We start from the raw sequence: 24,056 nt of genomic DNA, 5'->3' as shown, positions 1-24,056 counted from the left end.
CCGCTCACGGTCCGGTTTTCGGCGGCGCTTTCGCAATTGCCGTGGCGAATGCGTCGGTACCGGCGCGCGTCCGGAAGGGTTCGAGGTCGGCACGTTGATGCGCGGCTCGGTCGATCAGGTGGTCGAAGTCGATATCGGGCAGGCGTGCCTTGAGGCCGGCGAGGTCACGCAGGGTTGTCCAGAGCTGCTTCTTGCCGTCGATCCCCATCGTGAGGATCTCCAGCTCCTCGAACCGGCTCAGCGGCGAATACGACACCAGCCGACCATTGCGCTTCAGCCGTCCCAGACGTTCCGCACCGACCGCCAGCCCGGTCTTGACCGGATTGGTGCGCGCCCCGACCCGACGCATGATCGATCGGAACGTCTCGACGTCCTCCGCGATCCCCGTCGAAACCCGGGCCAGCGCCTCGCCGAGTTCGGTGCCGCGGTTGTTGCGCTCGGCGCGCCGCGCCAACTCCCGCCACAACACGCCCATCGCGAGCTGGTCCCTGAGGTAGATGCCCAGAAAGTCGTCCACAACCCAGGAGGTACCCGCCGGCCCTCGACACCACTCCCGCAGCCGCTGTTCGGCCGGACACCGCGACACAGCCGGCCGCGGTCGATCACACGGTCGCGGTCGTGCCGTCGAAGCGGGTGAAGGTGAACCCCTCGAAGTCCTCGGTCAGGGTGAGTCCAGTCGAAGGTGACCCCGGGGGCCTGGTTGTGCAAGTGGCGGTACGGGTTGCCGGGGTCCCACGCCGGGGACTCGTAGGAGATGAGCTTCAGCGCCGCGAGCATGTACGGCTGGTAGGAGAAGTTCTGGTGCGAGTACTCGGCCAGGTCGCGGCCGCACCGCAGGTACCGCGGCGTGTCGTCGTACCGGTTCTCCCCCGCCTTGGCGCCGTTCTCGCACGCCAGCCACGCGCCGTAGTCGGTCATGTGGTCGTCACCGGCCACCGTGACTTTGTAGGCCTGCGCACTCGACCCGATGTTGTCTCACGAAAGGGTCCGCACCCACCTCGTCCCGGCGGTGCTCGTCCCGTTCGGCCGGGCATCCTGGCCTTCTCGCAGGGCCGAGTGTCACGCGATCCGCATATCCCTCCGCATGACCCGAAAATCCGCCTGGTCGCACGAGGCTCGGTGACTCTGCGCGCGTCAGCCTGCCGGCGCAGCAACCCCGCCGGAATGCAGTAGCGGCGCCAGGCGATTCGCCACATTCCGCTACCGAACCAGTGGCATTCACTCTTTCGTGCCGTATTCCCAGGTGAACGGCAGACGATTTCGGCCTGCGACCACCCGTCCGACCGAGAGCCTGCGATCCAATGATTCACACCCGAACAGGTCAGGCTCAATTCACCCGAGAGGCGGGTAACTGTGCCGCGAATGCTGCGATAAACCTCATGCCGTCCCTCGGAAGTCCTGAAGAATGAGGTCGCCATGAGCCTGCAGCGCGTGATCACCGATGAGCAGGATTTGCAGATCGCTCCCGTCTTCGCACAGCGGATCGACGAGGAGGTCATCCCGAAGGGCCGGCTTCCGGAGAACCCGATGCCCGCGAGCGTGGCGGCGGGCATCGTGCAGTCGAGGCTGTTGCTCGACGGCCGGGCGGCCCTCAACCTCGCCACGTTCTGCACGACGGCCGCCGAGCCGGAGCTGGAGCGGATCTACGCGGACACCGCCTCGATCAACCTGATGAACCGCGAGGAGTACCCGGCCAGCTCCGATATCGAGCAGGAGTGCATCAACGCGCTGGCGAACCTGTGGCACGAGGACGACGGCCGGTTCATCGGCTGCTCCACGAGCGGCAGCTCGGAGGCGGCCATGCTCGCCGGTCTGGCCATGCTGCGCCGCTGGCGGGAGCGGGGCGGCACCGGCCGGCCCAACATGGTGTTCGGCAGCCACGTCCACGTCTGCTGGCCGAAGTTCTGCAACTTCTGGGACGTGGAAGCGCGGATGGTGCCACTCGCGGAGGGCCGCACGACCCTCGACCCGGCGCTCACCGCCGAGGCGGTGGACGAGAACACGATCGGCGTCGTCGCGGTGCTCGGCAGCACGCAGGACGGGCGCTACGACCCGGTCGCGGAGATCGCGGCCGCGCTCGACGGCGTGGCGGCCGACCGGGGCGTCGACGTGCCCCTGCACGTCGACGCGGCCAGCGGCGGGTTCGTCGCGCCGTTCCTCGACGTCGACTTCGCCTGGGACTTCGCACTGCCGAGGGTGGTGTCGATCAACGCGTCCGGCCACAAGTTCGGCCTCGTCTTCCCGGGCTCCGGTTGGTGCCTGTGGCGCGATCCCGAGTACCTGCCCGAGTCGCTCATCTTCGACTGCAACGTGCTCGGCGGCCACCACCCGACGTTCACGCTGAACTTCTCCCGGCCGGCGTCCGGCGTGATCGCGCAGTACTACCAGTTCCTGCGCAACGGGCTGGCCGGCTACCAGATGATCGCGCAGCGGTGCCAGGAGGTCGCGCGGCAGGTCGCGAAGGGCGTCCAGGCCGTCGGGCCGTTCGAGGTCATCAGCGACGGCGAGGACCTGCCGGTGGTGGCGTTCCGCCTGCGCGACCCGGAGGACGTGGGCTTCACCGTGTACCACCTGTCCGAGGCGCTCAAGAGCGACGGCTGGCACGTGCCCGCGTACAGCCTGCCGCCGAACCTGGAGCACGTGCACGTGCTCCGCGTCGTGTGCAGGCAGGGGTTCACGCTCGACCTCGCGGCGAAGTTCCTGGAGAGCCTCGCCAAGCACAGTGAACGGCTGTCGAGCCACCCGTTCCCGCTGCCCGATGCGACGGCGCCGTCGTTCACGGACTGACGCCGTGGTCACGATCTCGGAGTTGGAGACCGACCCTTACCCCGCCTACGCGCGGCTGCGCAGGGAGGAGCCGGTGAGTTGGGTACCGGAGGCACGCCAATGGCTGGTGACCGGCTGGCACGACGTGCGCACGGTCCTGACGGACGCGGAGCGGTTCACCACGGACCAGCCGGCGTCGCCGATGCACGGCCTGTGCGGCGGGACGCCCATGCTGTTGCGGGAGGGCGAGTCGCACCAGGACGTGCGGGAGGCGTTCCGGCACGACTACGACGCCCACCGGGTGAACGACTACGTGGACACGATCGTCCGGCCCGTCGCCCACGAAGTCGCCGACGACGTGTTCCCGTCCGGCTGCTCCGACCTGGCCGCGGACTACTTCGAGCCGGTCGCGGCGATCGCCGAGGCCATGCTGCTCGGGGTCGGCCCCGCCGGTGCGGACACGTTGCGCCGCTGGGGAAGAGCGCTGACGAAGGTGGCGAACAACTTCGGGCGCGATCCGGCGGTGGACGCCGACGCGGCCGAGGTGATGGCCGACGACGCGGCCGTGACCGCGGTCGTCCAGCGGCTGCGGGAGCAACCGGACGGGTCGGTGATCTCCCACCTGCTGCACGCGAACCGGCGTGGCGACGCCCGCACTGATGCCGACGTGCTGCCCGTGCTCAAGCACATCGCGCTGAGCGTGATCGAGCCCGGCTGGCTGGCGGGCTGGACGCTGGTGGCGTTGTGGTCCGCGCCGGACCAGCTCGCCGCGGTCCGCGCCGACCGGGCGCTGCTCGGCGCGGCGGTGTACGAGGCGCTGCGGTGGAGCGGTCCGGTCGGCGTGCTGGGCAGGCGCACGACGCGGGCGGTGACGCTGGGCGGGCGGGAGATCCCGGCGGGCAGCATGATCGCGGCGGCCATCGCCTCGGCCAACCGGGACGAGGCGGAGTTCACCGAACCGGACCGGTTCGACCTGCACCGCGACGTCCGCATGCACCTCGGGTTCGGCGTCGGGCCGCACGACTGCCCGGCGCACCCGCTGGTCACCGCCGTGGCACGCACGGCACTGGACGTGCTGTTCGAGCGGATGCCCGGTGTGCGGCCGGCACCGGGTTGGCGCGCGGCGCCGCACGGCTGGAAGCTGCGGCTGCCGGGAGCGCTCGACGCGGTGTGGGACGCGGCGGCGAGGAGGGCGTCATGACCGGATCGACGACGGAGAACTCCCTGCTCGCGGAACTCGACGCCGACCCGTACCCGGTGTACGCGCGGCTGCGGGAGGAACAGCCCGTGTCGCTGCTGCCGGAGGTGGACCAGTGGCTCGTGACGCGCTGGGACGACGTCCAGCGGGTGCTCGCCGACCCGGGGACGTTCACCACGGACATCCCGGCCGCGCCCGTCGTCCGGCTCTGCGGCGGGCCTCCGCTGATGAACCGGAACGGCGCCGCGCACCAGGACCTGCGCAACGCGATCGAACCGGACTACGCGCCGCACCGCGTCAACGACCACGTGGACGCCATCGTCCGGCCGTGGGCGGAGAAGATCATCGCCGAGCTGGCCCCGGCCGGGCACGCGGAGCTGGTGTCGGCGTACTTCGAGCCCGTCGCCACGCTGTCGCACGCCGAACTGTCCGGTGTGGACATCGCGGATGCCGGCCGGCTGCGGTGGTGGGGCATCGCGCTCATCGACGCGCTCACCAACTTCAGCCGTGACCCGGCAAAGGAGACCGCGGTGGCATCCGCGATGGCGGATATGGACGACGTCCTCACGCGCGCGCTGGCACGGGTGCGGGCCGCGCCGGACCGTTCGGTGCTGTCGCACGCGGTCCACGCCCACCGCCCCACCGGCGAACCCCGGTCCGACGCGGACGTGCTGCCGGTGATCAAACAGCTCGCGCAAGCACAGTTGCAGGCGGGCTGGGTCGGTGCCTGGACGTTGAGGGCCCTGCTCGCCGACCGAGGCGTGCTCGCCGAGGTGTCGGACGACCGGTGGCTCGTCGGCGCCGCGGTCAACGAAGCACTGCGGTGGACTCCGCCGCTGGGCAACGTGACCAGGCGGACCACCCGTGCGGTGACGCTCGGCGGCGCGGACGTCCCGGCCGGGGCGATGCTGTCGGTGAGCGTGGCGTCGGCGAACCGGGACGAGCGCGTGTTCGACGACCCGGACCGGTTCGACGTGCACCGCGATGTCCGGACGAACCTGGGGTTCGGCGCGGGGCCGCACGGGTGCCCGGCGTTCGCGTTCGTCATGGCCACCGCCCGCACGTCGCTGGACGTGCTGCTGGACCGGCTGCCGGGCGTGCGGCCCGCACCCGACTGGCGGCCGGCACCACACGGCTGGAAGCTGCGCCTACCCGGCCCGCTCGACGTCGTCTGGTGACCACGCCGAGTCAACCGGTCGGTGTGGCGGCGTCGCGCCGGACGGCGTAACCCACCACCCGGCACGGCACCGCAAGCCGGTCCACCGACCGGCCGACCACGGGCACCGGCCCCGCGCACCAGCACGGGGCCGGTGCCCGTGGTCGGGCCCCGTGCTCACCTCGATCGGACGCGGCCCACCCCGGCGTAGACACCCCGCACGGTGGCGAGTTCGAGATCGTGCAGACCGTCCTCCGGGTGCCAGGACGGCGCGTCGACCACGCCCGGCTCCACGACGTCCAGCGACGCGAACAGCGCCATGACTTCGTCGTAGGGGCGGAAGTACATCGGGCTCGGGCTGTTCGCCATGGTCTGGCGGACCTGCTCCATCTCCTCCGGATCGTGGTCGCCGGTCAGGTGCGAGATCGCGACCAGGCTGCCCGGGGGCATCCGCTCGGCGTAGCGGGCCACCAGCCCCGCCGGGTCCTTCGCGTCCGGCACGAAGTGGTGCACCGCCACCATCAGCAGTCCCACCGGTTCGCCATCGTCGAGCAGACGCCGCACCGGCTCCGCGCCCAGCACCCGGTCGGGCTCGGTCAGGTCGGCCTGGACCACGTCGGACAGCGGGTCGTCGCGCAGCATCAGCAGGCTGTGCGCCACCGCGACCTCCTCGAAGTCCACGTACACCACCCGAGCGGAGGGATCGACGTGCCGGGCGATCTCGTGGACGTTGCCCACCGTCGGGATGCCGGAGCCGAGGTCCAGGAACCGCGTGACACCTTGTCCGATCATGAAGCGGACCGCGCGGCGCATGAACGCCCGGTTGGACGCGGCGATCTTCCGCGCCTGCGGCAGCACCGAGATCACGCGCCCGCCGGCGACCCGGTCGGCGTCGAAGTTGTGGCCCCCGCCGAGCAGGTAGTCGTACACCCGCGCGCCCGACGGCTTGCTCGTGTCGAGCCCGCCGGGCACCCAATCCCCGTTGTCTGCCATGAACTCCTCCTTCGGACAGCGGTTCGGCGCACCCACCGTAGTGGGCCGAGTGCGACACCGAGGTCGCGGAGTCGATCAGTTCGTCGCCGCGCGGGGCGACTCGGCGTGGGCCCGCTGCTGTACTGCCTGCTCGTCGGCGGCCAGGCCCGCCGGATCATCCCCGTCCACGAGGCCGCCTGCCGACGGTCTTCCCCTCACGTGAGACCCGTAACGGCCTCAGCGTCACCGGAATCGTGCTCGGCGACGGAACGCAAACCCAAAGTCCACTAACAGACCGACGAACGCGATGTCAAGCCGGTCGGGTTCACCTTGACGATCAACGCGGTTTCTCATACATGAATCATTTCCTCGCCGACCGGAGCGGAACCGGCAAGATTGTTCACATGCGTGACCAGCACGGGTCCATTTTGTTCACAAGTATGATTGACCGCATTCACCGACCGAAGGTCGAAGACCGGTTCGTGATCAACTCCGACGTCGGCGACCTCGACGTTCGACATATTCGATACCCGGTATGGGACAGCCCCCCGAAAAACCGCCGTTGACCGCGCGATTGATTGCCTCCTAACATCCGCCGGAAAGCTTTCCCTCCATTTCACCGGCGTCTTGGAGCTGTCATGAGCAACCCTGAACAGCCTGCCGCCACGCGGTCGTTACGACCGCGTGGCCTTCGCAGGGGATTGATCGCGGCGGCTGCCGTGGCGGCGCTGGCGGTCACGCTCGCCGTGTGGCCGAACGTCGCGCCCGCTGATGCCGCGGTCGGCGCGGGAACGTACACGGTGAAGAACGCGGCCAGCGGGCACTGTCTCGCCGGCTCGGGCCAGGCCGGCGCGCAACTCCAGCAGGCGACGTGCGTCAGCGGCGGCAACCAGCAGTGGACGCTGACGGCGGTCAGCGGCGGGTACCGGATCACGTCGGTCGGCAGCGGCCTGTGCGTCGGCGTCCGCGACGCGTCGACCAGTGCGGGCAAGCCGATCCAGCAGGAGGCGTGCACCGGCGCCGCCGCCCAGACCTGGACGTTGACCGCGAGCGGCAGCAACTACCGCGTGGTCAACACCAACGGCGGCAAGTGCGCGAACACCACGGACAACTCCACCACGGCCGGAGCCCTGGTGCAGACCAACTCCTGCGACAGCGCCGCCACCAAGCAGTGGACCTTCACACCGGTCACCGGCGGCCCGACCTCGACCACCACCCCCACCAGCACGACCACGACCACCACGACGACGGCGGTCACCACCACGACCACCGGCACGCCGCCGTCGGGCGCGCTGTACGTGGCGCCCAACGGCACCGACAGCGCGGCCGGAACCGTGGCGAACCCGACGACGCTCACCTCCGCGATCAGCCGCATCACCCCCGGCGGGACGATCTCGATGCGCGGCGGCACCTACGCGTTCTCGCAGACCGTCACCGTCCCGCAGGGCAACAGCGGCACCTCGGGCAACCGCACGAAACTGTTCGCCTACCCGGGTGAGACCCCGGTGCTGAACTTCTCCGCCCAGGCCGAGGACCCGGCCAACCGCGGCCTCGCCGTGAACGGCAACTACTGGCACGTCAAGGGCATCGTCGTCGAGCGTGCCGGTGACAACGGGATCTTCGTCGGCGGCAGCAACAACATCTTCGAACGCACGATCACGCGCTTCAACCGCGACACCGGCCTGCAGCTCTCCCGGATGCTCTCCACCACCCCCAAGGAGCAGTGGCCGGCCAACAACCTCATCCTGAGCGCGGAATCGCACGACAACGCCGACTCCGACGGCGAGGACGCCGACGGCTTCGCCGCCAAGCTCACCTCCGGCCCCGGCAACGTCTTCCGCTACGCCGTCGCCCACAACAACATCGACGACGGCTGGGACCTCTACACCAAGACCGACACCGGCCCCATCGGCGCGGTCACCATCGAGGACTCGCTGGCCTACAAGAACGGCACCCTCAGCAACGGCGGCCAGGCCGGCAACGGTGACCGCAACGGCTACAAGCTCGGCGGCGAGGACATCGGCGTCAACCACACCATCCGCCGCAACATCGCCTACGACAACGGCAAGCACGGGTTCACCTACAACCGCAACCTGGGCACGATGCAGGTGTCGGACAACATCAGCATCGACAACGACGAACGCAACTTCTCGTTCGACGGCGGCACCTCGGTGTTCCGCAACAACACCTCGTGCCGCAGCAGCAGCGGCACCAACGACAAGCTCGTCCCCACACCGGACGGCACGAACCAGTTCTGGTCCGGCACGAACGGCTCCCGGTGCTCCTCCTACGCCGGCGCCCTGAAGTGGTCCTACGCCTCGGACGGCCGCCTCGTGGTGTCCTTCGGCTAGGACGGCGACAGCGACGCCACACTGGTCATCGCCAAGTGGAACGGCACCCTGGACCACGACCGGGCCCGGCTGGTGCTCTCCGGACAGCCGGTTCCCGACGTGCCCACGGCTGAGCCACCCGTCCGCACCCCTGAACTCGTGGACTGATCTTCGGTGAACGCCGGCTTGGCCGTGGTCGGAAGGTGGCGACGCACAGCGCCGCCACCTTCCGACCGAGCGGTCGGGTACCTGATGACCGCTAGAAGCCCAAGAGCCGCCAGGTCTGGTTGAGCGGGCTGCTCTGACCGGCGGGGTTGCAGGTCCACTGGTGGATCGGGGCGCGTGCGGCCGTGGAGATCTGGCTGACGTCGACGCACTTGCCGCTGTGCCGGGCCACGAGTTGGTAGTCGTGGGCGTCGTTGCCCGAGTAGGTGACCTTCCGCAGCGCGAACTGCTGGTTCTGGGCCCCACTCGCGCAGGTCCACTGGTGGACGGCGGCACCGTCGGCGGTGGACGAGCCGTTGACGTCGAGGCACTTGCCGGTCTGCTGGTTGACGACGGTGTAGGTGTTGGCCACCCCGGACACCGGGCGGAAGTTCCACAACTGCTGGTCGCCGCCCTCGCAGTAGTACTGCTGCTGCGGGTTGCCGTCGGCGGTGCTCAGGTTCCTGTTGTCCAGGCACTGCTGCGAGTGCTGGGCGACGGCCACGGACGCGACTCCGCTGCTCGACGGCGGCAGGAGCGTGATGGTGAACGCGTCATCGACGTTGGTGTGCGGCAGGTTGACCGTGGCGCCGTTGCCGGACAGGGTCACCACGGAGTTCTGGATGGTGACCGGGCCCTGCACCGCGCCGCCACCGTTGTTCGGGATGCGTTGGGCGACAACGCGCACCTGGTTGTTCTGCACGATGCCGCTCGTGGTGTCCAGCCGCCGCAGGTTCACCGCGATGTTGCCCGTCGTGCCGCCACCGCCGACCAGGATCTTCGCGACGCCGGGCGCTTTCGTGGTGAACGCGTCGTAGGACTGGCTGGGGACGACGTTGACGATCTGCCCGGTTTGCGAGCCGTAGAAGCGGTAGACCCACCACTCGCCCTTCGGCTGGTGCTGCCCCGCCGAGTTCCGGACGAGCAGGTTGCCGAGGTCGTTGTGCAGGTTCCCCGCGCTCGCCCAGTTGGCGCGCAGGCCGTCGGCCCCCGCCCGTTCCAGGCGTGCGATGTACCAGGAGCCGTCACCGGGGTTCTGCTCGTTCGTCGCGCCGTACTCGTTGATCTGGTACGGGCGCGGGTGCGGGATGCCGCGCGAGCCGAGCGTGGTGTTCGCCGCCGCCACGTTCGCCACCGGGTCGCCCGGCAGCGAGTGCCAGCTGATGATGTCCGGGATCACGTTGTTGGCCTTGATGAAGTCCAGGTACTGGTTCCAGAACGCCCCCGTGGTCGTCGGCACGCACGCGCAGCTCGGACCCACGATCAACTGCTGCGGGAACGCGGCCCGCACGCGCTGGTACGTGCGCCGCCACAGCTCGAAGTACTGGGACTGCGGGCGGTTCCAGAAGGGCGTGATGTTGGGTTCGTTCCAGAGGTCCCACTGCACCGGGATACCCGTCGCCCGCACGTCGTTGATCAGACGGGTGAGGAAGTTCTCGTAGTCGGTCCAGTCGCCGTTGTCGCCGGGGAAGCGGGAGATCGGGTAGCTGTCCGCGCCCCACAGGTCGTGGGGCAGCAGGACGAACTCGCCGCCCAACGACCGGGTGCGCTCCATCTGCGCACGGGTCGCGTTCCACCGGCGGTCGTACTTGCCGGAGACCCAGCCACCGGGGCCGTCGAGCTGCGCCCCGCCGGCGCGCATGTAGCGGAACTTCAGGTCGCGGTAGAAGTGGTCCGCGGGTCCCGCCGCGTCCTCGGTCATGCCGTAGATCCACCCGGAGGCCCGGTAGGTCGGGGAGCCACCCGCGACGGAGAAGTCGACGGCGATCGACTCGTCCCCGGCCTGGGCGGGCGTCATCGTCATGACGAGGGATGCGGCGACCAGAGCACCGATCGCGAGCAGGGTGGCGGGGCCGCGACGGCGCTTGCGCCGCCGGTCAGGTGTCGTGTCCACGCGTGACTCCTTGGGGGAGGAGGAAAGTTCGCCGTTGAACCATGAGGACCCGGATCGGCGGATACAGGTCGAACCGGTTCGACTGGTGGCAAACCGTACGTGACACAGGTGATGCAAAGCAACGGCTTCCGGCCGTCGAATCGATTCGATGGCCGGCTAGCGCGGCCGGGCTCCCGTGCTCGACCGCAGGGAGACGACCGGCTCCAGCAGGGCGTGCCGGGACGTCGCGTCCGGGTCGGCGATCCGTTCGACCAGCAGGTCGACGGCGAGCCGGGCCATCTCCTCGGCCGGCACGTCGGCGGCGGTCAGCGGCGGGCTGAAGTCCTCCGCCAGGCGTTTGGCGATGACGCCGGTGATCGACAGGTCCCGGGGCACGTGCAGTCCGCTGTGGTGCAACGCCCGCTGGAGCCCCGGCAACGCCGCCTCGTTGATCGTCACCAGGGCGGTGACCTCCGGCCGGTTCCGGCGGATCTCCTCGAAGCACGCCTGGCCCGCACCGGGTTCGTCGGCGCAGCACACCACGTGCCCGGTCAGGCCCCGCTGCTCCGCGACGTCCAGGAAACCGGCCGTGGCACGCAGCGCGGGACCGTAACCGGCGGCCACCAGCTCGTCGGACCGGCTGACCAGCACCACGTGCTCGTGGCCGAGATCGGCCAGGTGGTGCACACAGCGCCTGATCAACGCCTCGTAGTCCACGTCGACCCACCAGGACGCGCCCGGGCGCTCGACGTGACCGATCGTCACGAACGGCAGCGCGGCCTGCTCCAGCCGCGCCACCCGCGCGTCTTCCAACAGGATCTCCATCAGGATCACGCCGTCCACCCGGCGCCCGGTGACGATCCGCTCGAACGACCGGTCGTGGTCCCCGCCGCTGGGCGACAGCAGCACGTCGAGGTCGTAGGTGGCCGCCGCCTCCACCACGCTGGCGACGAAGCCGAGCTGCACATCGGTGAGCCGCCTGCCGGCAGGCGGTATCACCAGGCTCAACGTGCGGGTACGCCCCTCGGCGAGCGCGCGCGCACTGGCGTTGGGCCGGTAGCCCAGCTGGTCGATGACTTCGTTGATCCGCCGCGCGGTCGCCGTCGACACCGGCCGCTTCCCGCTCAGCGCGTAGGACACCGTGCTGCGCGACACGCCCGCCCGTTTGGCGATCTCACCGATGTTCATGCGGCTCCGTTCAACCGGTTCAACAGGTCACCGATGATACGTCGCAAGTCGAACCGGTTCGACCTGTGGGTCGGGCCCAAGCCCACAGCACAACCCCGGGCCGCTCATAGCGCGGCCCGGAGCGCTCGACGTTCAACGGGCGCCGCGCTCGCGGTGATCCGTTCTCCCGTCACGCATTCCGGACGGCGGCGTCCGTGAGCCGTTGTCGCTGGGCTGCACCTACGCCGCCCACTTCGAATCAACCGAAGGGACAACACGTGCGTCGACATGACTCGGTTCACGCCGCCGGTAAGCCGAGTCGCCGGCGGCGCGAGGGCCGGATCAGGGCACGATGAGCGCTTTCACCACGCGTTGGGCGGCGACGTCCTCCAGCGCGGCCTGTGCCTCATCGAGGCGGTACTCCTTGCTGATGAGGTCGGTCCACGGGAAGATCCGCCCGTACCGGGCCATGACCCGGACCGCTCGGTACACGTGCCCCACGTCGCTACCCCAGCAGCCACGGATGTCCAGGTGCTTCTGGTTCAGGTCCAGGTGCGGGTTGAACGTCGTCTCACCGGCGTCGGTGTACTGCCCGACGATCACGTACCGCCCCGCGTCCCGGGTGAGCCGCATGCCCTCGGGCACCGCCGAGGGCACCCCGGTCGCCTCGATGGTGACGTCCGCGCCGCGTCCTCCGGTCGCTTCCCGAACTGCCGCGATCCGCTCGTCCGGAGTCGTCGTGCCGATGTCGATGACGGTGTCGGCGCCGAACCGGGTCGCCGCGTCCAGTCTGACCTCAGGCCCTCCGATGACGATCACCGATCCGGCACCGCGCAGCTGGGCGAGGACGGCAGCGCACAGCCCGACAGGTCCTGCGCCCTGAACCACGACCGTGTCGCCGAAGGCGATCTCACCGAGCGTCACGGCGTGCAGAGCGGTCGGCATGCCGCAGCCTCCGGAGAGGAACGCGCGCCAGTCCAGCTCATCGGGCAACGGGATCACGTGGACGCCCGGCTTCAGGTGGATGTACTCCGCCCAGCCGCCGAGCAGTCCGTCGTCGGCAGAGAGCGTGACCCCGTACACCTTCCGCTCCGGACAGCGGGTGGTGGCGTGGCCGACGGTGCAGTACCAGCAGCGCCCGCACGTCCCGTACACGTCGAGGAACGTCACGATCTGCCCGACCCGCAGCGGGGCTCCGGACACGTCCCGGGCGGCCTCGCCCGTGGCGTCGACCGGGCCCAGCGCGCTGATCCGTCCCACGCTGACATGGCCGGGAATGATCGGGTACGGCACGCCCGCGAGCTGTCCCTTCCACAGGTGCGCGTCGGTACCGCACACCTCGCTCCCGAGGGTCTGCAACAGGACCGCGCCCGGCTCCAGTTCGGGGCGGGCGAACGAGCGGAGTTCGAGCGGTGCGTCGGGTCCGGGCATGACGACGGCGGAGATCACAGCGGCTCCTGTTCACTGACGGCGCGCTGTCCCCACGCGGGCGCACGACCTGGATCTGGGGCAAATCCTTCGGGACTCGACCATCGTCCCCACACGTGAAACCTGAGCACCAACCGGGTTCCGCGCGTCAGGTCAGGACGGTCGCCGTCGCCTTACTGCGCAGCGCCACTCCGCACGCCGCAGACAGCGGGAGCGCCCGAGCGGCGCCGGTGACCGCGGGTCCACCTTGACGAGTCTTCCGGCGGCGTTCGATACTGCCTCGGAAAGCGCTTTCCATACACGCGCACGCCGAGAGTCGGCTGCACCCGCCGTCGCCGCATTCGAAACCGTTGCGAGGAGAAGGACCTTTGAGCGCACTCGCGGTCCGACACGACGTCGGGTCTTCCCTGACCATAGGTGACGGGGCAGTCGACCTCGTCCGCTACGTCTACGTGCCCGACACCCCGAGGCTGGAGTCGCCCAAACCGTTCCTGCACCCGGTCCGCACCCGGGCCGGACGGCTGGTGAGCCTGTTCCGGCCGCACGACCACGTCTGGCACAAGGGCATCGCCTGGTCGTTGCCGAACGTCGGCGACGAGAACTTCTGGGGTGGTCCGACCTACGTCCACGGACGGTCCTACGTGCAGTTGGACAACAACGGCACCCAGCAGCACCGCCGCCTGGTCGACATCGGCGTTGAAGGGGACACCGCCTGGTTCGCCCACGAGTTGGACTGGATCACCCAGTCCGGGCACACCGTCATCACCGAACGCCGGACGATCACCGCCACCCTGCTGTCGGACGCGGCCTGGGCGCTGACCTTCGACACCGCGATGACCAACACCTCCGGCCAGGAGATCGCCTTCGGTTCGCCGACCACCCGCGGCCGGGAGAACGCCGGGTACGGCGGGTTGTTCTGGCGCGGTCCGCGCTCGTTCACGGGCGGGAACGTCGTCACGCCCGACGGCGTGGGCGGCGACGAGTTGCGCGGCCACCGCGCCGAGTGGATGGCCTTCGCGGGTCGTCACGACGGCGACGACGCGGAGTCCCTGGTCCTCGTGGTCGACCACGAGGACAACCCGCACCACCCGCCGCGCTGGTTCACCCGCTCCGAGGACTTCGCCTGCCTCAACCCGGCGCCGTTCTTCAGCGAGGAGCTCGTCGTCGCCGACGGCGACACCGTGCGGTTCAGCTACGGCACCGGGGTGGCAGACGGCGGCGCGGAGGACGCGAAGTCCCTGGCCGGGTCCGTGCGGGACGTCATGCGTCACGCAGGCGACCCGACGCGGCGGGAGGAGTCCGCGTGAGCACGTTCCCCGGCGGGACGTCGTTGTCCTTCCTCGACGTCTACGACGACGCCGCTCCCGACGGTGTCGTCGGCGGCAGCCCGCACATGCACCTCGCCTCGACCGAGTGCTACGTGGTCGTGGGCGGGGAGGGCGAACTGCACGCGGTGAACCTCGACCGCTGCCGCGAGATCCCGCTCGGCCGCGGTTCGGTCGTCTGGTTCACCCCCGGCACCATCCACCGCGCCGTCAACCACGGCGGCCTCCAGGTGGTCGTGCTGATGGACAACGCCGGACTGCCCGAGGCCGGTGACGCGGTCATGACGTTCCCGCCCGACGTCGTCGCCGACCCGGACCGCTACCGCGCCGCGGCGACCCTGCCGCACCGGGCGACGGAGGCCGAACGCGCCGCCGACGCCCGCAGGCGCCGCGATCTCGCGGTGGAGGGTTTCACCCGCATCCGGGACGCGATCCGCGGCGGGGACCAGACCCCGCTGCGGGAGTTCCACGCCGCGGCGGCCGCGCTGGTCCGGGGTCGTGCCGGGACCTGGGCGGCGATCGTGCGCGACGGCCCGCTCGGCCAGGCCGAGACCGGCCTCGCCGTGACGACCGACCTGGCCGTCGGCGTGGCCGGGCACCTCGAACGGGCGGCCGTGTTCCAGGCACCCGAACCGGCACGGGTGTTCGGCATGTGCGGACGCCTGCGCCCCCACGACGTGGCCAACGCCGTGCCGTACGCCAAGCCCACAGGACTCGGACCGGCAGCCGACGAGGAGCACCCTTCGTGACAACTCGCACCTACACCTGCGCGATCGTCGGCACGGGCGCGATCGCCACGGCCCACGCCGAGGCGGTCGCGCGGTCGGCCGGCCGAGCCCGCCTCGTCGGGGCCGTCGACATCGAGCCCGACCGGGCGTCGGCCTTCGCCGCGACGTGGGACGTGCCCACCTACCCGAGCCTGGCCGACCTGCTCGACGCGCAACGGCCCGACCTGGTCCACCTGTGCACGCCACCGGGTTCCCACCTGCCGCTCGCGCTGGAGTGCCTGGCGGCCGGCGCGTCGCCCGTGGTCGAGAAGCCGCCGGTGCTGTCGCTGGCCGAACTCGACCGCCTGCGGGTCGCCGAGGCCGCAGCCGGGGTGCCGGTGGCCACCGTGTTCCAACACCGGTTCGGCTCCGGGGCGGTCCGGTTGCGGCGCCTGCTGGCCGAGGGCACGTTGGGCAGGCCGCTGCTGGCGTCGGCGAACACCCTGTGGTTCCGCGACGACGACTACTTCGCGGTCCCGTGGCGGGGGAGTTGGGAGCTGGAGGGTGGCGGGCCGACGATGGGGCACGGCATCCACCAGTTCGACCTGCTGCTGTCGATCCTGGGCCAGTGGACCAGCGTCACGGCGGTCGCCGCCCGCCAGGCCCGGCCGACCGACACCGAGGACGTGTCCGCCGCGCTCGTGCGGTTCGACTCCGGCGCGGTGGCCACCGTGGTCAACTCGGTGGTCTCGCCGCGCCAGACCAGCCAGCTGCGCTTCGACTTCGAACGGGCCACCGTGGACCTGGAGCACCTCTACGGCTACTCGGACGCCCACTGGCGGGTGACCGCCGCACCCGGCGCCCCTGACGTCACCTCGGCGTGGGCGGGCGATCCGCCGGACACGCCCAGCGGTCACACCGCCCAGTTCGCCGCCGTGCTCGACGCCCTCGACGCCGGCGAGACGCCACCGATCTCCACCGCCGACACGCGGGTGACCATGGAGTTCGTGGCCGCCGTCTACGCCTCCGCGTTCACCGGGCGGGTGGTCGGCCGGGGCGAGATCACCGAGGGCAACCCGTTCTACGGCAGCATGGCCGGTGACGGCGCACCCTGGCTGACCGCGACGGCGCTCGACGGCCGGTCGCCGGGGTGATCACCACTTCGACCGAACGCGGCGACGTCACGTTCCGCGTGACGACCTGACCATCTCGGGGTTACCGGGCGGAACTGATCATGGCTATCCTCCTCGCCGGGGTCTGGGCGGAGCACGGGGAGGGGTCGTGATGCGCGGGTTGGGTATCGGCGCGGTTGTGGTCGGGTTGACGATGGGCCTGTTGACGCCTGCGAACGTGACCGCGGAGGCCGCCGCAGACGGTGTCGACGTCCTGAAGAGCGTCGGTGCGCAGCTACCCGTGGCGGACCTCCGGGCGATCGAACTGGACGAGGACCGCGGCCGGCTGTACGTGGCGCAGGGGGTCGGCGGCGGCCACCCGCTGGTCGTCACGGATCTCGACGGGCGGCTCGTCACGCAGGTGTCCGCGGTCACCGACCTCTCCGACCTGGCGCTCAGCGACGACCGCGGCACCCTGCTCGCGGCGCGGGGTTTCGCGGGGGTGACCGCGCTGGACGCCGACACGCTGACGGTCAGCGCGACCTACCCCGCACCGGACGGCGCGTGCGTCTACACCGTCGAACCGAGCGGCGGCAAGGTCGTCGGCGGGTTCGTGGACTGCGGGATCGGCTCCGGCGGGCTGCTGGTGTGGTCGCAGCCGGGTACCGCGCCCGTGGTGTACACCGGGGGACCGGACTACCGGCCGGTCATCGACGCGAGCCCGGGCGCGCCCGGACTGCTGGTGGCCGGTGACACCGGGTACTCGCCGGTGACCACCTACGTCATCGACGTCTCCGGTGCGACACCGAGGATCGTCGCCCGTCGCGACGACACCGGGAGCAATCTGCGCGACTACGCCCTCAGCCCGGACGGCACGCAGGTGGTGCAGACCGTGGGCAACCCGTACGAGCACCGCGCCTACCGGGTCCCGGACCTGTCCGACGCGCTGGTGTACCCCAGCGGCGCCTACCCTGCCGACGCGGCGTGGTCGGGTGACGGCTCGACGGTCGCGATCGGCAAGGCGAACACCGGCAACGGCGACCCGGACGTCTACCTCTACGACCGGGACGGCACGACCCCGAAGTACGCCGTCGACTTCCACATCGACGACACGCTGTGGGACGGCACCCTGCTGGTCAACCGCAACGGCACCCGGGCCTGGGCGGTCAGCTACGACGACGTGTACCAGGACGTGCAGCTACTGCACTCCTTCGGCCCGGCACGCCCGCCGAACGCGCCGGTCAGCGACCTCTCCGTGACGGCCGCCCCCGGCACCGGCGGAAACCGGTCCACCGCGTACATCACGGTCGACTGGACCAGCCCGACCGGCGAGAACGACTTCTGGTGGATCACCGCGTCCACCAACGGCGGGCCGGAGCGGGAGTTCTGGCGGGGTCCGATGGCCGACGGCGGACCCCACTCCCTGACCTACGCGCTGCCGTTCGGCACCACCAAGTTCACCGTGCGGTACAAGGACTACTGGGGCTGGTACCCGGACGGCTACGCCACCGCCACCGTGCGACGGTGACGCCGCCTGTCCGGTCTCGCGTCCGGGGTTGTGGCGTGGTCTCCTTTGACCGTGCCTCGTGACGAGTCGACCCCCGCGTCGCACAACGAGATCACCCACTCGACGGCGGACGCGGTCGTCCAGGCCGGGGCCCACCGGGGCAGCCTCGACGACCTCGACAGCCTGGCCTCGGCAGCAGCGGCCGCCGACGGTGTCATCCACCTCGCCTTCAAGCACGACTTCACCGACTACGCCGGCGCCGGCCGCAGCGAACACGCCGCCGTCCGGCGGGTGCTGGACACGATCGAGGGCAGCGACCGGCCGTTCCTGCTCGCCTCCGGGATGGCCTCGGGCGCCCGTTGACCGAGGACGACGCGTCACTGCACCACGGTCCCGACTCGCTACGCGGCGGCAGCGAGAACCTGGCCCTGGCGTACGCCGACCGCGGGGTCCGACCGGTGGCGCCGCGCTTCCCCCCGACCGTGCACGGCATGGGCGACCCCGGCTTCGTCGCGACCCTGACGAAGATCGCCAAGGAGCGCGGCGCGGCCGGCTACCCCGGCGACGGCTCGACCCGCTGGCCGGCCGTACACCGCTCCGACGCCGCGCGGATGGTCCGGCTCGCACTGGAGAAGGCCCCGGCGGGATCACGGGTGCACGCGGTGGCCGAGAACGGCCTCCCCTCCCGCGACATCGCCGCCGCCATCGGCGACCACTTGGGCATGGACACGGTGTCGGTCGCACCGGAGGACGCCGAGACCCATTTCGGCTGGATCGGGCGCTTCTTCGGCGCGGACCTCCCCGCGTCGAGCACCCGCACCCGGGAACTGCTCGGCTGGACACCGACCGGCCCGACGCTCTTCGAGGACATCGCCGCCGGCGCCTACCCGCTACCGGAGTGACCTCCGAAGGAAGCCGGACGTGGTGCGCTCACCGTGGCGCGACGCAGCCCGAACCTCTATTGTCAGGAAACCTGATGATTCCGCGCCGCGGCCGTGAGACGGGACAGACGATGTCATTTGGACACAGGGTGCAGGCCAGAGGGATCCAACTGCTGCTCGGCGGCATGATCTCCCGCGTACACAAGGACCTGCGCTTCACCGACATCCCGAAGCACACCGAGACCCTCCGCGTGCCGACCGGAGCGGGACCGGTGACCTGCACCGTCTACCGACCGACCGCCACCACCGACACTCCCCCCGTCCCCGCGCCCGTCTACGTCAACTTCCACGGCGGCGGCTTCGTCGTCGGCCGGCCCGAGCAGGACGACCACATCTGCCGCTACATCGCCGCGAAAGCCGGCTGTGTCGTGATCAACGTGGACTACGCCGTCGCCCCGCAGCACCCGTTCCCCGCCGCCACCACCCAGGCCTACGACGTCACCGCCTGGGTAGCCGAGAACGGCCACACCAACGACTGGGACGGCTCCCGACTCGCCGTCGGCGGACACAGCGCCGGGGCCAACCTCACCGCCGCGGTCTGCCGTACGGCCCGCGACCGCGGCACCTTCTCGCCCCGGCTCCAGATCCTCGACTCCGCACCACTCGACCAACTCGCCGACCCCGCCACCAAGTTCTCCCCCATCGCCAAACCACTGCTCACCCCCCAAATCATGCGGATCTTCCGCGCCGCCTACACCCCGGACCCCGCCGACTACACCCACCCCCTCGTCTCACCCGGCCTGGCCGACGACCTCGCAGGACTGCCGCCCGCCCTGGTCATCACCGCCGAACACGACCGCCTCCGCGACGAGGGCGACGCCTACGCCAAAGCCCTCGACGCCGCAGGCGTCCAGGTCACCCACCGCGTCTTCACCGGCGTCGACCACTACTTCACGCACGCCGGCCCGGCACAGGCCGGTGTGGAAGCCATCGAGCTGATGGCTTCCACCCTGCGCACCGCGCTCAGCCCCTGAACCTTGAAACTCAGGTGATCACCCCAGGAAGCGAGCCCGGCGAAACGCAGGCGTCCGAAAAGGACGTCACGGCGACAGGTGAGCGCCACCTGCGAGGACGTAGTGCAGTCTGACTTCGCCGAGTTCGACGTTGTGGTGTTGCGTCTCGACCACTGACGGCATCGCCGTTCGGGCCGTTCGGTCACCAGCCGGTAGACCTGGCTGGGCGACAGGCCGATGCCGTGTTCGGCCGGCAGCGGCCGTCTGAAATGCCCTCGCCCGCGTGTCCCGCGCTGGGTAGCTTCCGGTTGTGCTCACTTCGGCTGTGGCAGCGGTCTCGGCACTCGGTGGGGTCGTCACCGAGGTCGTGCCGCGGACCGGTGGACAGCTCAGCGCGGTGCACGAGGTGCGGTTCGCAGATGCCGATCCGGTGATCGTCAAGCAGTATGCCGACCAGTGGCGCTGGAAGCAGGCCAAGGAGGTGCACGTCTACGTGCCGGGCTGCTCGACGGCTACAGGCCGCTGCCGGCCCGCGCAATGGCCAGAATCGGGCTCTACCGGCTTTACCACGCGCTCGAACTGTGGGACTGGTTCGCCTCGATCGGTGACACCGCGCCGCTGCCAGGGATCGCCGCCGACATCCACGCGCTGGCAACGGGCTAGTGGCGCGGCACGCAGCCTTGATAACGGGTCCAGGTGCGGATGGGCGAGTCGGTGGCGAAGCCGGTCTCGGGTGTGGCTCGGGCGTTGCGGAGCAACCTCTTCTGCCGGCACGGACGTTCTGCTGTCAGGCTGGGGAAGCCGTGTACAAGGTCACATGCGCTCACGCGGCATGCCGAACTGACGGGCGAGGTGCCAGCAAAGCACGTAGAGCGCGAGCGCCAGCCCGGTGCCTTGAACGCCGCCGACCAACAACCGGCGTACCCAGTCGTAGGCACTGACCTGGCTCACCGGATCGGCGAGCGCGATACCCGAACCGGCGGCCGCGGCGACCGCGATCCCGCCGAGAACCCAGCTGCGGATTCCCCTCGACAGTGCTCGCCAGTGTTCCCCGTTGCCGTGTGGGGCGCGGCGATACCAGCGCAAAACGACGATACCGAGCAGCAGCAGGCCACCGAGCGAGGAGACATAGCCGATCACGTTGTACAGGCGATGAGGGCCGACGACCGACAGGCGCAGCACCGGCCAATGCCGCACCGCGGCACCGTCGGTGTGGGTGACGGCGTCCCAGGCGAGGTGGGTCGCGGCACCCACGATCAACGACCCGACCGCGATGATGCGCGCCCGCCAGGTGCGCAACCGGGCGACGAGATCCGGCGGGGTGACGCGGGCGCGCCACCCTTCGGAGGACAGGGCCAGCAGCGGCGCGAGAACCAGAACCCCGATGAGCAACAGCAGAACCCCGAGCAGGAGGTCGATTCCGAAGAGGCCGGTGACCGAATGGGTGCTGCCCGGGCCGCCGGGCACCGGCAGGTAATAGGCGACGTCGGGAGCCACCGAGCCCACCACCAACCCGGGGAACCACAGGAATCCCCGCAGCGGCAGCACCGCGGCCGGATGGGCGAACGTGAACGGCACGCCGACGACTCCCGTTCCTCGAAGGTGCACGGCCGCAACGCTCGACCACGGACGGACACCTTCGGCCCGATCGCCGAATCCTAATCGGCATCGAGGCCGGTGACACCACGGACACCACGACTGTGACGAGCCGAGTGATCAGCCGGGCATTGCGGTTGCGATCACCCCCGGGACACACCGCTACCGTTGCCCATGAACGTCCTCCTGCGATGGGACACCAAGCCCCACAGCGCATCAGGAGGACGTTTCCGTGACAAGAGCTACTAGGCGAGCCCTTGGGGGAACGCCAGCACGCGGTCCGGGTCGTAGCGGCGCGCGACGCGGCTCAGGCGGGGGAGGTTGCGGCCGTAGTAGGCGGTTCGCCAGTCCGGCATGTCGGGGTCGATGTAGTTGACGTAGCCGGTGTCGTGGCCCAACCCGTCGCGCAGGTCGGCCACGGTGCGGCGGGCCTCGGCCTCGCTGACGTCGATGACGTCCACGAACGCCTGGGCGCTGGCGACGGCCCGGCGGTGCGGGAACGCGGTGGCTTCCGGCCGCACGCGCCCGATCGCGCCGCCGAACGAGTCGAACTGGGCCCGGCCCGCCCGCCGCCCCGCCAGCAGGGTGACGACCCGCGCCGGGTCGACCGGCCGGTTCAGCATCCTGGACGAGGCCACGAACGGCGTGCCGTCGGTCGGTTGGCACGCGGGCAGGCAGCCGGCGAAGTACCGCATGGCGGTGCCGTAGTCCATCGGCACGACCGTGCGGCCGGTCGGCGAGACCTTCGCGGTGAGCCGGTCGAGCAGCGGCACCAACTCGCGTTCGGGCCCGATCCAGGTGCCGACGACGCCGGTGCCGGGCGGGCTGCCGGCCACGACGTTGCACGCCGTCCACAGCCCGTCCGGCGTGCCCACCATCCAGTCCTGCCACGCGCCGAGCACGTCGGTCGCCGCGCCCGCCGGGAAGTTCAGGGTGAACACGACCACGTCCGGGGCCGGGGCGGTGTCGAACGTGAAGGACGTGACGACACCGAAGTTGCCGCCTCCGCCTCCGCGCAGCGCCCAGAACAGGTCGGGCTCGGTGTGCGGGTCGGTCGGGCGCAGCCGGCTGTCCGGTGTCACCACCCGCGCGGCGAGCAGGCGGTCGCACGTCAGGCCGTACTTGCGGCCCACGACGCTGATCCCGCCGCCCAGCGCGAGCCCGCCGATGCCGACGGTGGGGCACGACCCGGCGGGCAGCAGTCTGCCCGCCCGGGCCAACTCGTCGTACAGGTCGATCATCCGGGTGCCGGCGCCGACGTGCGCCCGGCCGCGGTGGTCGATCCGGATACCGCGCAGTGCGGCCAGGTCGATGACGAGTCCGCCCTCGGGCACGGAGTAGCCGGCATAGCTGTGCCCACCGCTGCGGGCGGCGACGGGAATCCGTTGGCGTGCGGCGAAGTCGAGGCACCGTGCGACATCGGATTCGTCGGCGCACAGCGCGACTGCCGCCGGCCTGCGGTGCGCGTACACCCTGTTGTACGGCCGGCGCACGGTGTCGTAGGCGTCGTCGCCGGGGAGAACCAGCCTGCCGGTGAGCGCACGGCGCAGCCGGTCCCAATCGTGCTCCCACGCACCCAGCGCCACGAGTCCGGTTGCCTGGATGAAGGTCCTGCGGCCGAATTCCATGGTTGCCCCCCGCCCCATGGTCCCGCCGCCGCCTGACGTGCCAATCCACCGAACGGGCCAAGTTCCACCGAGCCGCCCGCTCCTGAACCCGGCTGGTCCACGGAGAACGCCGGACGTCCCGGACGAGCGGGGTCCACGCAGAGTTCCGGTTACGAGCACACCGTCGTCGAAGGTGATGTCGACCCCTACCTGCTTTCCCCGGTGAGCAAAGAGGCCACCGTGGATGAAACGGCGTGGGCGCAATGAGTCACCATGCGACAATCCCGCACGTGGACAGAGGGAACAACGTCCGGGGGGCGCACTTCCTGCTCTCGCTGATCGAACCGGACGACGCCGCGACGGTGCAGCGGCGGCTCGGGATCGGCGAGCCCGAGGCGAATCCCGCGCAGTGGTCGGCGTCGCAGCTCCATCGGCTCCAAGCGCCGCAGTCGACGCTGCTGTGGATGCTGGAGCGGGACGACCCCGCCACGAACGCGCTGGTGTACCACCACGCCGACATCACCGACGCGGTCAAGCGCGACGTCCTCCGCGGAACACCCTTCGGCACGGCCCGCGGACCGCTGCCGGTGGTGGGGACGTGCGACAAGGCCGACTGCTCCCACCGCGAACCGGAACTCGCGGTGAGCCCGTACGGGCTGGTCGGCGGGCTTCGGCGGGCGCGGTCCATGGCAGCGGCACGGGTGGCGGCGGGTGCGGTGAGCAGGGCCGACTGGCCCGAGATCGCCGACGCGGACCGCGTGGAACCGCTGCCGGGGTACGCGCGGTGGGCGCTGTCGATCCGGATCGACTGCCCGCCGGAGGTGCGCGCGCAGTTCGGGTCGCACCCGAAGTTCACCCACCGGCTCAGGCAGGCGGGCATCGTCGGCTACCCGCGCGAGTACGTCGAACGCTGGACGCCCGCGCGGTCCGTGCTCGACGTGCTCCACGTCGGCACGACCCTGTTCCCCGAACGCACCCGTGAGGCCGCGGAGTTCCTCGCGCCGCTCGTCCGCCGTGAACTCGGGGCGAACCCGGAAGCGTGGGCGGTGCTGGCCCAGGTGCTGCCGACGTTCACCGGCACGGCACCGGAACTGGTGCGCACCTGCGGTGCGGTCGCCGGTCTCTAGGTGACGGGCGGCTGGATTCGAACCAGCGTGTTCCGCATTTGCAATGCGATGCGACTGCCCCTGCGCTACGACCCGTCGCGTCGATCG

At 70.6% G+C, this 24,056-nt stretch carries 21 protein-coding genes and 1 tRNA gene; 13 read left to right on the top strand and 9 right to left on the bottom strand.

Translation table 11 applies throughout. The features are described 5' to 3' along the window. Positions 1-4 precede the first annotated feature (4 nt). The gene (locus ALI22I_RS07110) at positions 5-517 is read right to left on the bottom strand and encodes a hypothetical protein (protein ID WP_077004693.1); all 513 of its coding nucleotides are present in this window, start codon (positions 515-517) and stop codon (positions 5-7) included. Between the two features lie 899 nt (positions 518-1,416). On the opposite strand from ALI22I_RS07110, the gene ALI22I_RS07105 reads away from it, so the two are divergent. Genes ALI22I_RS07105 through ALI22I_RS07095 form a run of 3 tightly spaced genes read left to right on the top strand, consistent with a single transcriptional unit; the run spans position 1,417 to position 5,142 of the window. Further along, positions 1,417-2,787: a glutamate decarboxylase gene (locus ALI22I_RS07105; protein WP_077004692.1), complete on the top strand. Its 1,371-nt coding sequence runs from the start codon at positions 1,417-1,419 to the stop codon at positions 2,785-2,787. 4 nt (positions 2,788-2,791) lie between these two features. Next, entirely contained in the window at positions 2,792-3,967 is a 1,176-nt protein-coding gene (locus ALI22I_RS07100; protein ID WP_077004691.1) for a cytochrome P450, read from the top strand. Beyond that, positions 3,964-5,142: a cytochrome P450 gene (locus ALI22I_RS07095; protein WP_143532024.1), complete on the top strand. Its 1,179-nt coding sequence runs from the start codon at positions 3,964-3,966 to the stop codon at positions 5,140-5,142. Before ALI22I_RS07100 ends, ALI22I_RS07095 begins: the two co-directional genes overlap by 4 nt. Positions 5,143-5,297: 155 nt before the next feature. On the opposite strand, the gene ALI22I_RS07090 is transcribed toward ALI22I_RS07095, so the two are convergent. Together ALI22I_RS07090 and ALI22I_RS54510 are read right to left on the bottom strand one after the other, a co-directional pair. After that, positions 5,298-6,113 (bottom strand): SAM-dependent methyltransferase, encoded by an 816-nt coding sequence (locus ALI22I_RS07090; RefSeq protein WP_077004727.1) that lies wholly within the window; start codon positions 6,111-6,113, stop codon positions 5,298-5,300. 75 nt (positions 6,114-6,188) lie between these two features. After that, positions 6,189-6,311: a hypothetical protein gene (locus tag ALI22I_RS54510; protein WP_274522760.1), complete on the bottom strand. Its 123-nt coding sequence runs from the start codon at positions 6,309-6,311 to the stop codon at positions 6,189-6,191. Positions 6,312-6,730: 419 nt separating this feature from the next. On the opposite strand from ALI22I_RS54510, the gene ALI22I_RS07085 reads away from it, so the two are divergent. After that, positions 6,731-8,443, top strand: a complete 1,713-nt coding sequence (locus ALI22I_RS07085; RefSeq protein WP_143532023.1) for an RICIN domain-containing protein — start codon at positions 6,731-6,733, stop codon at positions 8,441-8,443. Positions 8,444-8,681: 238 nt separating this feature from the next. Here ALI22I_RS07085 and ALI22I_RS07080 read toward each other — a convergent pair whose 3' ends face one another. The 3 genes from ALI22I_RS07080 to ALI22I_RS07070 all read right to left on the bottom strand — a co-directional run bounded on the left by ALI22I_RS07080 (position 8,682) and on the right by ALI22I_RS07070 (position 13,115). Beyond that, positions 8,682-10,520 (bottom strand): RICIN domain-containing protein, encoded by a 1,839-nt coding sequence (locus tag ALI22I_RS07080; RefSeq protein WP_077004689.1) that lies wholly within the window; start codon positions 10,518-10,520, stop codon positions 8,682-8,684. Positions 10,521-10,676: 156 nt separating this feature from the next. After that, positions 10,677-11,687, bottom strand: coding sequence for a LacI family DNA-binding transcriptional regulator (locus ALI22I_RS07075; protein WP_077004688.1), 1,011 nt, complete (start codon positions 11,685-11,687; stop codon positions 10,677-10,679). Between the two features lie 321 nt (positions 11,688-12,008). Then, the gene (locus ALI22I_RS07070; protein WP_143532022.1) at positions 12,009-13,115 is read right to left on the bottom strand and encodes a zinc-binding dehydrogenase; all 1,107 of its coding nucleotides are present in this window, start codon (positions 13,113-13,115) and stop codon (positions 12,009-12,011) included. Positions 13,116-13,462: 347 nt separating this feature from the next. On the opposite strand from ALI22I_RS07070, the gene ALI22I_RS07065 reads away from it, so the two are divergent. The 8 genes from ALI22I_RS07065 to ALI22I_RS48830 all read left to right on the top strand — a co-directional run bounded on the left by ALI22I_RS07065 (position 13,463) and on the right by ALI22I_RS48830 (position 20,302). Further along, positions 13,463-14,401 carry a PmoA family protein gene (locus ALI22I_RS07065; protein ID WP_077004687.1) on the top strand — a complete coding sequence of 313 codons (939 nt, stop codon included), beginning with the start codon at positions 13,463-13,465 and terminating at the stop codon, positions 14,399-14,401. Continuing rightward, entirely contained in the window at positions 14,398-15,168 is a 771-nt protein-coding gene (locus ALI22I_RS07060; protein WP_077004686.1) for a cupin domain-containing protein, read from the top strand. The genes ALI22I_RS07065 and ALI22I_RS07060 overlap by 4 nt, the downstream gene beginning before the upstream one ends. Then, positions 15,165-16,280, top strand: a complete 1,116-nt coding sequence (locus ALI22I_RS07055; protein WP_077004685.1) for a Gfo/Idh/MocA family protein — start codon at positions 15,165-15,167, stop codon at positions 16,278-16,280. The genes ALI22I_RS07060 and ALI22I_RS07055 overlap by 4 nt, the downstream gene beginning before the upstream one ends. 130 nt (positions 16,281-16,410) lie before the next feature. Continuing rightward, positions 16,411-17,766, top strand: coding sequence for a hypothetical protein (locus ALI22I_RS07050; RefSeq protein ID WP_143532021.1), 1,356 nt, complete (start codon positions 16,411-16,413; stop codon positions 17,764-17,766). A gap of 51 nt (positions 17,767-17,817) precedes the next feature. Further along, the gene (locus tag ALI22I_RS52195; RefSeq protein ID WP_202970827.1) at positions 17,818-18,108 is read left to right on the top strand and encodes a hypothetical protein; all 291 of its coding nucleotides are present in this window, start codon (positions 17,818-17,820) and stop codon (positions 18,106-18,108) included. After that, positions 18,105-18,647, top strand: coding sequence for a hypothetical protein (locus ALI22I_RS07045; protein WP_202970825.1), 543 nt, complete (start codon positions 18,105-18,107; stop codon positions 18,645-18,647). The genes ALI22I_RS52195 and ALI22I_RS07045 overlap by 4 nt, the downstream gene beginning before the upstream one ends. 128 nt (positions 18,648-18,775) lie before the next feature. Then, complete coding sequence (locus ALI22I_RS07040; RefSeq protein ID WP_238598171.1) at positions 18,776-19,660, top strand: alpha/beta hydrolase; 885 nt, start codon at positions 18,776-18,778, stop codon at positions 19,658-19,660. Between the two features lie 435 nt (positions 19,661-20,095). Then, positions 20,096-20,302, top strand: coding sequence for a hypothetical protein (locus ALI22I_RS48830; protein ID WP_143532020.1), 207 nt, complete (start codon positions 20,096-20,098; stop codon positions 20,300-20,302). A gap of 150 nt (positions 20,303-20,452) precedes the next feature. On the opposite strand, the gene ALI22I_RS07035 is transcribed toward ALI22I_RS48830, so the two are convergent. Then, the gene (locus tag ALI22I_RS07035) at positions 20,453-21,217 is read right to left on the bottom strand and encodes a DUF4184 family protein (protein ID WP_077004682.1); all 765 of its coding nucleotides are present in this window, start codon (positions 21,215-21,217) and stop codon (positions 20,453-20,455) included. A gap of 263 nt (positions 21,218-21,480) precedes the next feature. Next, complete coding sequence (locus ALI22I_RS07030; RefSeq protein WP_077004681.1) at positions 21,481-22,863, bottom strand: FAD-binding oxidoreductase; 1,383 nt, start codon at positions 22,861-22,863, stop codon at positions 21,481-21,483. A gap of 269 nt (positions 22,864-23,132) precedes the next feature. Here ALI22I_RS07030 and ALI22I_RS07025 point away from each other — a divergent pair, with 269 nt between their 5' ends. Then, complete coding sequence (locus tag ALI22I_RS07025) at positions 23,133-23,969, top strand: hypothetical protein (RefSeq protein WP_202970823.1); 837 nt, start codon at positions 23,133-23,135, stop codon at positions 23,967-23,969. A gap of 1 nt (position 23,970) precedes the next feature. On the opposite strand, the gene ALI22I_RS07020 is transcribed toward ALI22I_RS07025, so the two are convergent. Beyond that, positions 23,971-24,046, bottom strand: a tRNA-Cys gene (locus ALI22I_RS07020). Positions 24,047-24,056 lie beyond the last annotated feature (10 nt).

The sequence above is a fragment of the Saccharothrix sp. ALI-22-I genome, assembly GCF_001984175.1.
Classification (GTDB): domain Bacteria; phylum Actinomycetota; class Actinomycetes; order Mycobacteriales; family Pseudonocardiaceae; genus Actinosynnema.
This window is presented reverse-complemented; position numbering and strand designations above follow the sequence as displayed.

Coding starts and splice junctions, on each gene's coding strand:
- ALI22I_RS07050 (WP_143532021.1), top strand. CDS start 16,411: ATGCGCGGGTTGGGTATCGGCGCGGTTGTGGTCGGGTTGACGATGGGC.
- ALI22I_RS07105 (WP_077004692.1), top strand. CDS start 1,417: ATGAGCCTGCAGCGCGTGATCACCGATGAGCAGGATTTGCAGATCGCT.
- ALI22I_RS07030 (WP_077004681.1), bottom strand. CDS start 22,863: ATGGAATTCGGCCGCAGGACCTTCATCCAGGCAACCGGACTCGTGGCG.
- ALI22I_RS07095 (WP_143532024.1), top strand. CDS start 3,964: ATGACCGGATCGACGACGGAGAACTCCCTGCTCGCGGAACTCGACGCC.
- ALI22I_RS07090 (WP_077004727.1), bottom strand. CDS start 6,113: ATGGCAGACAACGGGGATTGGGTGCCCGGCGGGCTCGACACGAGCAAG.
- ALI22I_RS07075 (WP_077004688.1), bottom strand. CDS start 11,687: ATGAACATCGGTGAGATCGCCAAACGGGCGGGCGTGTCGCGCAGCACG.
- ALI22I_RS07085 (WP_143532023.1), top strand. CDS start 6,731: ATGAGCAACCCTGAACAGCCTGCCGCCACGCGGTCGTTACGACCGCGT.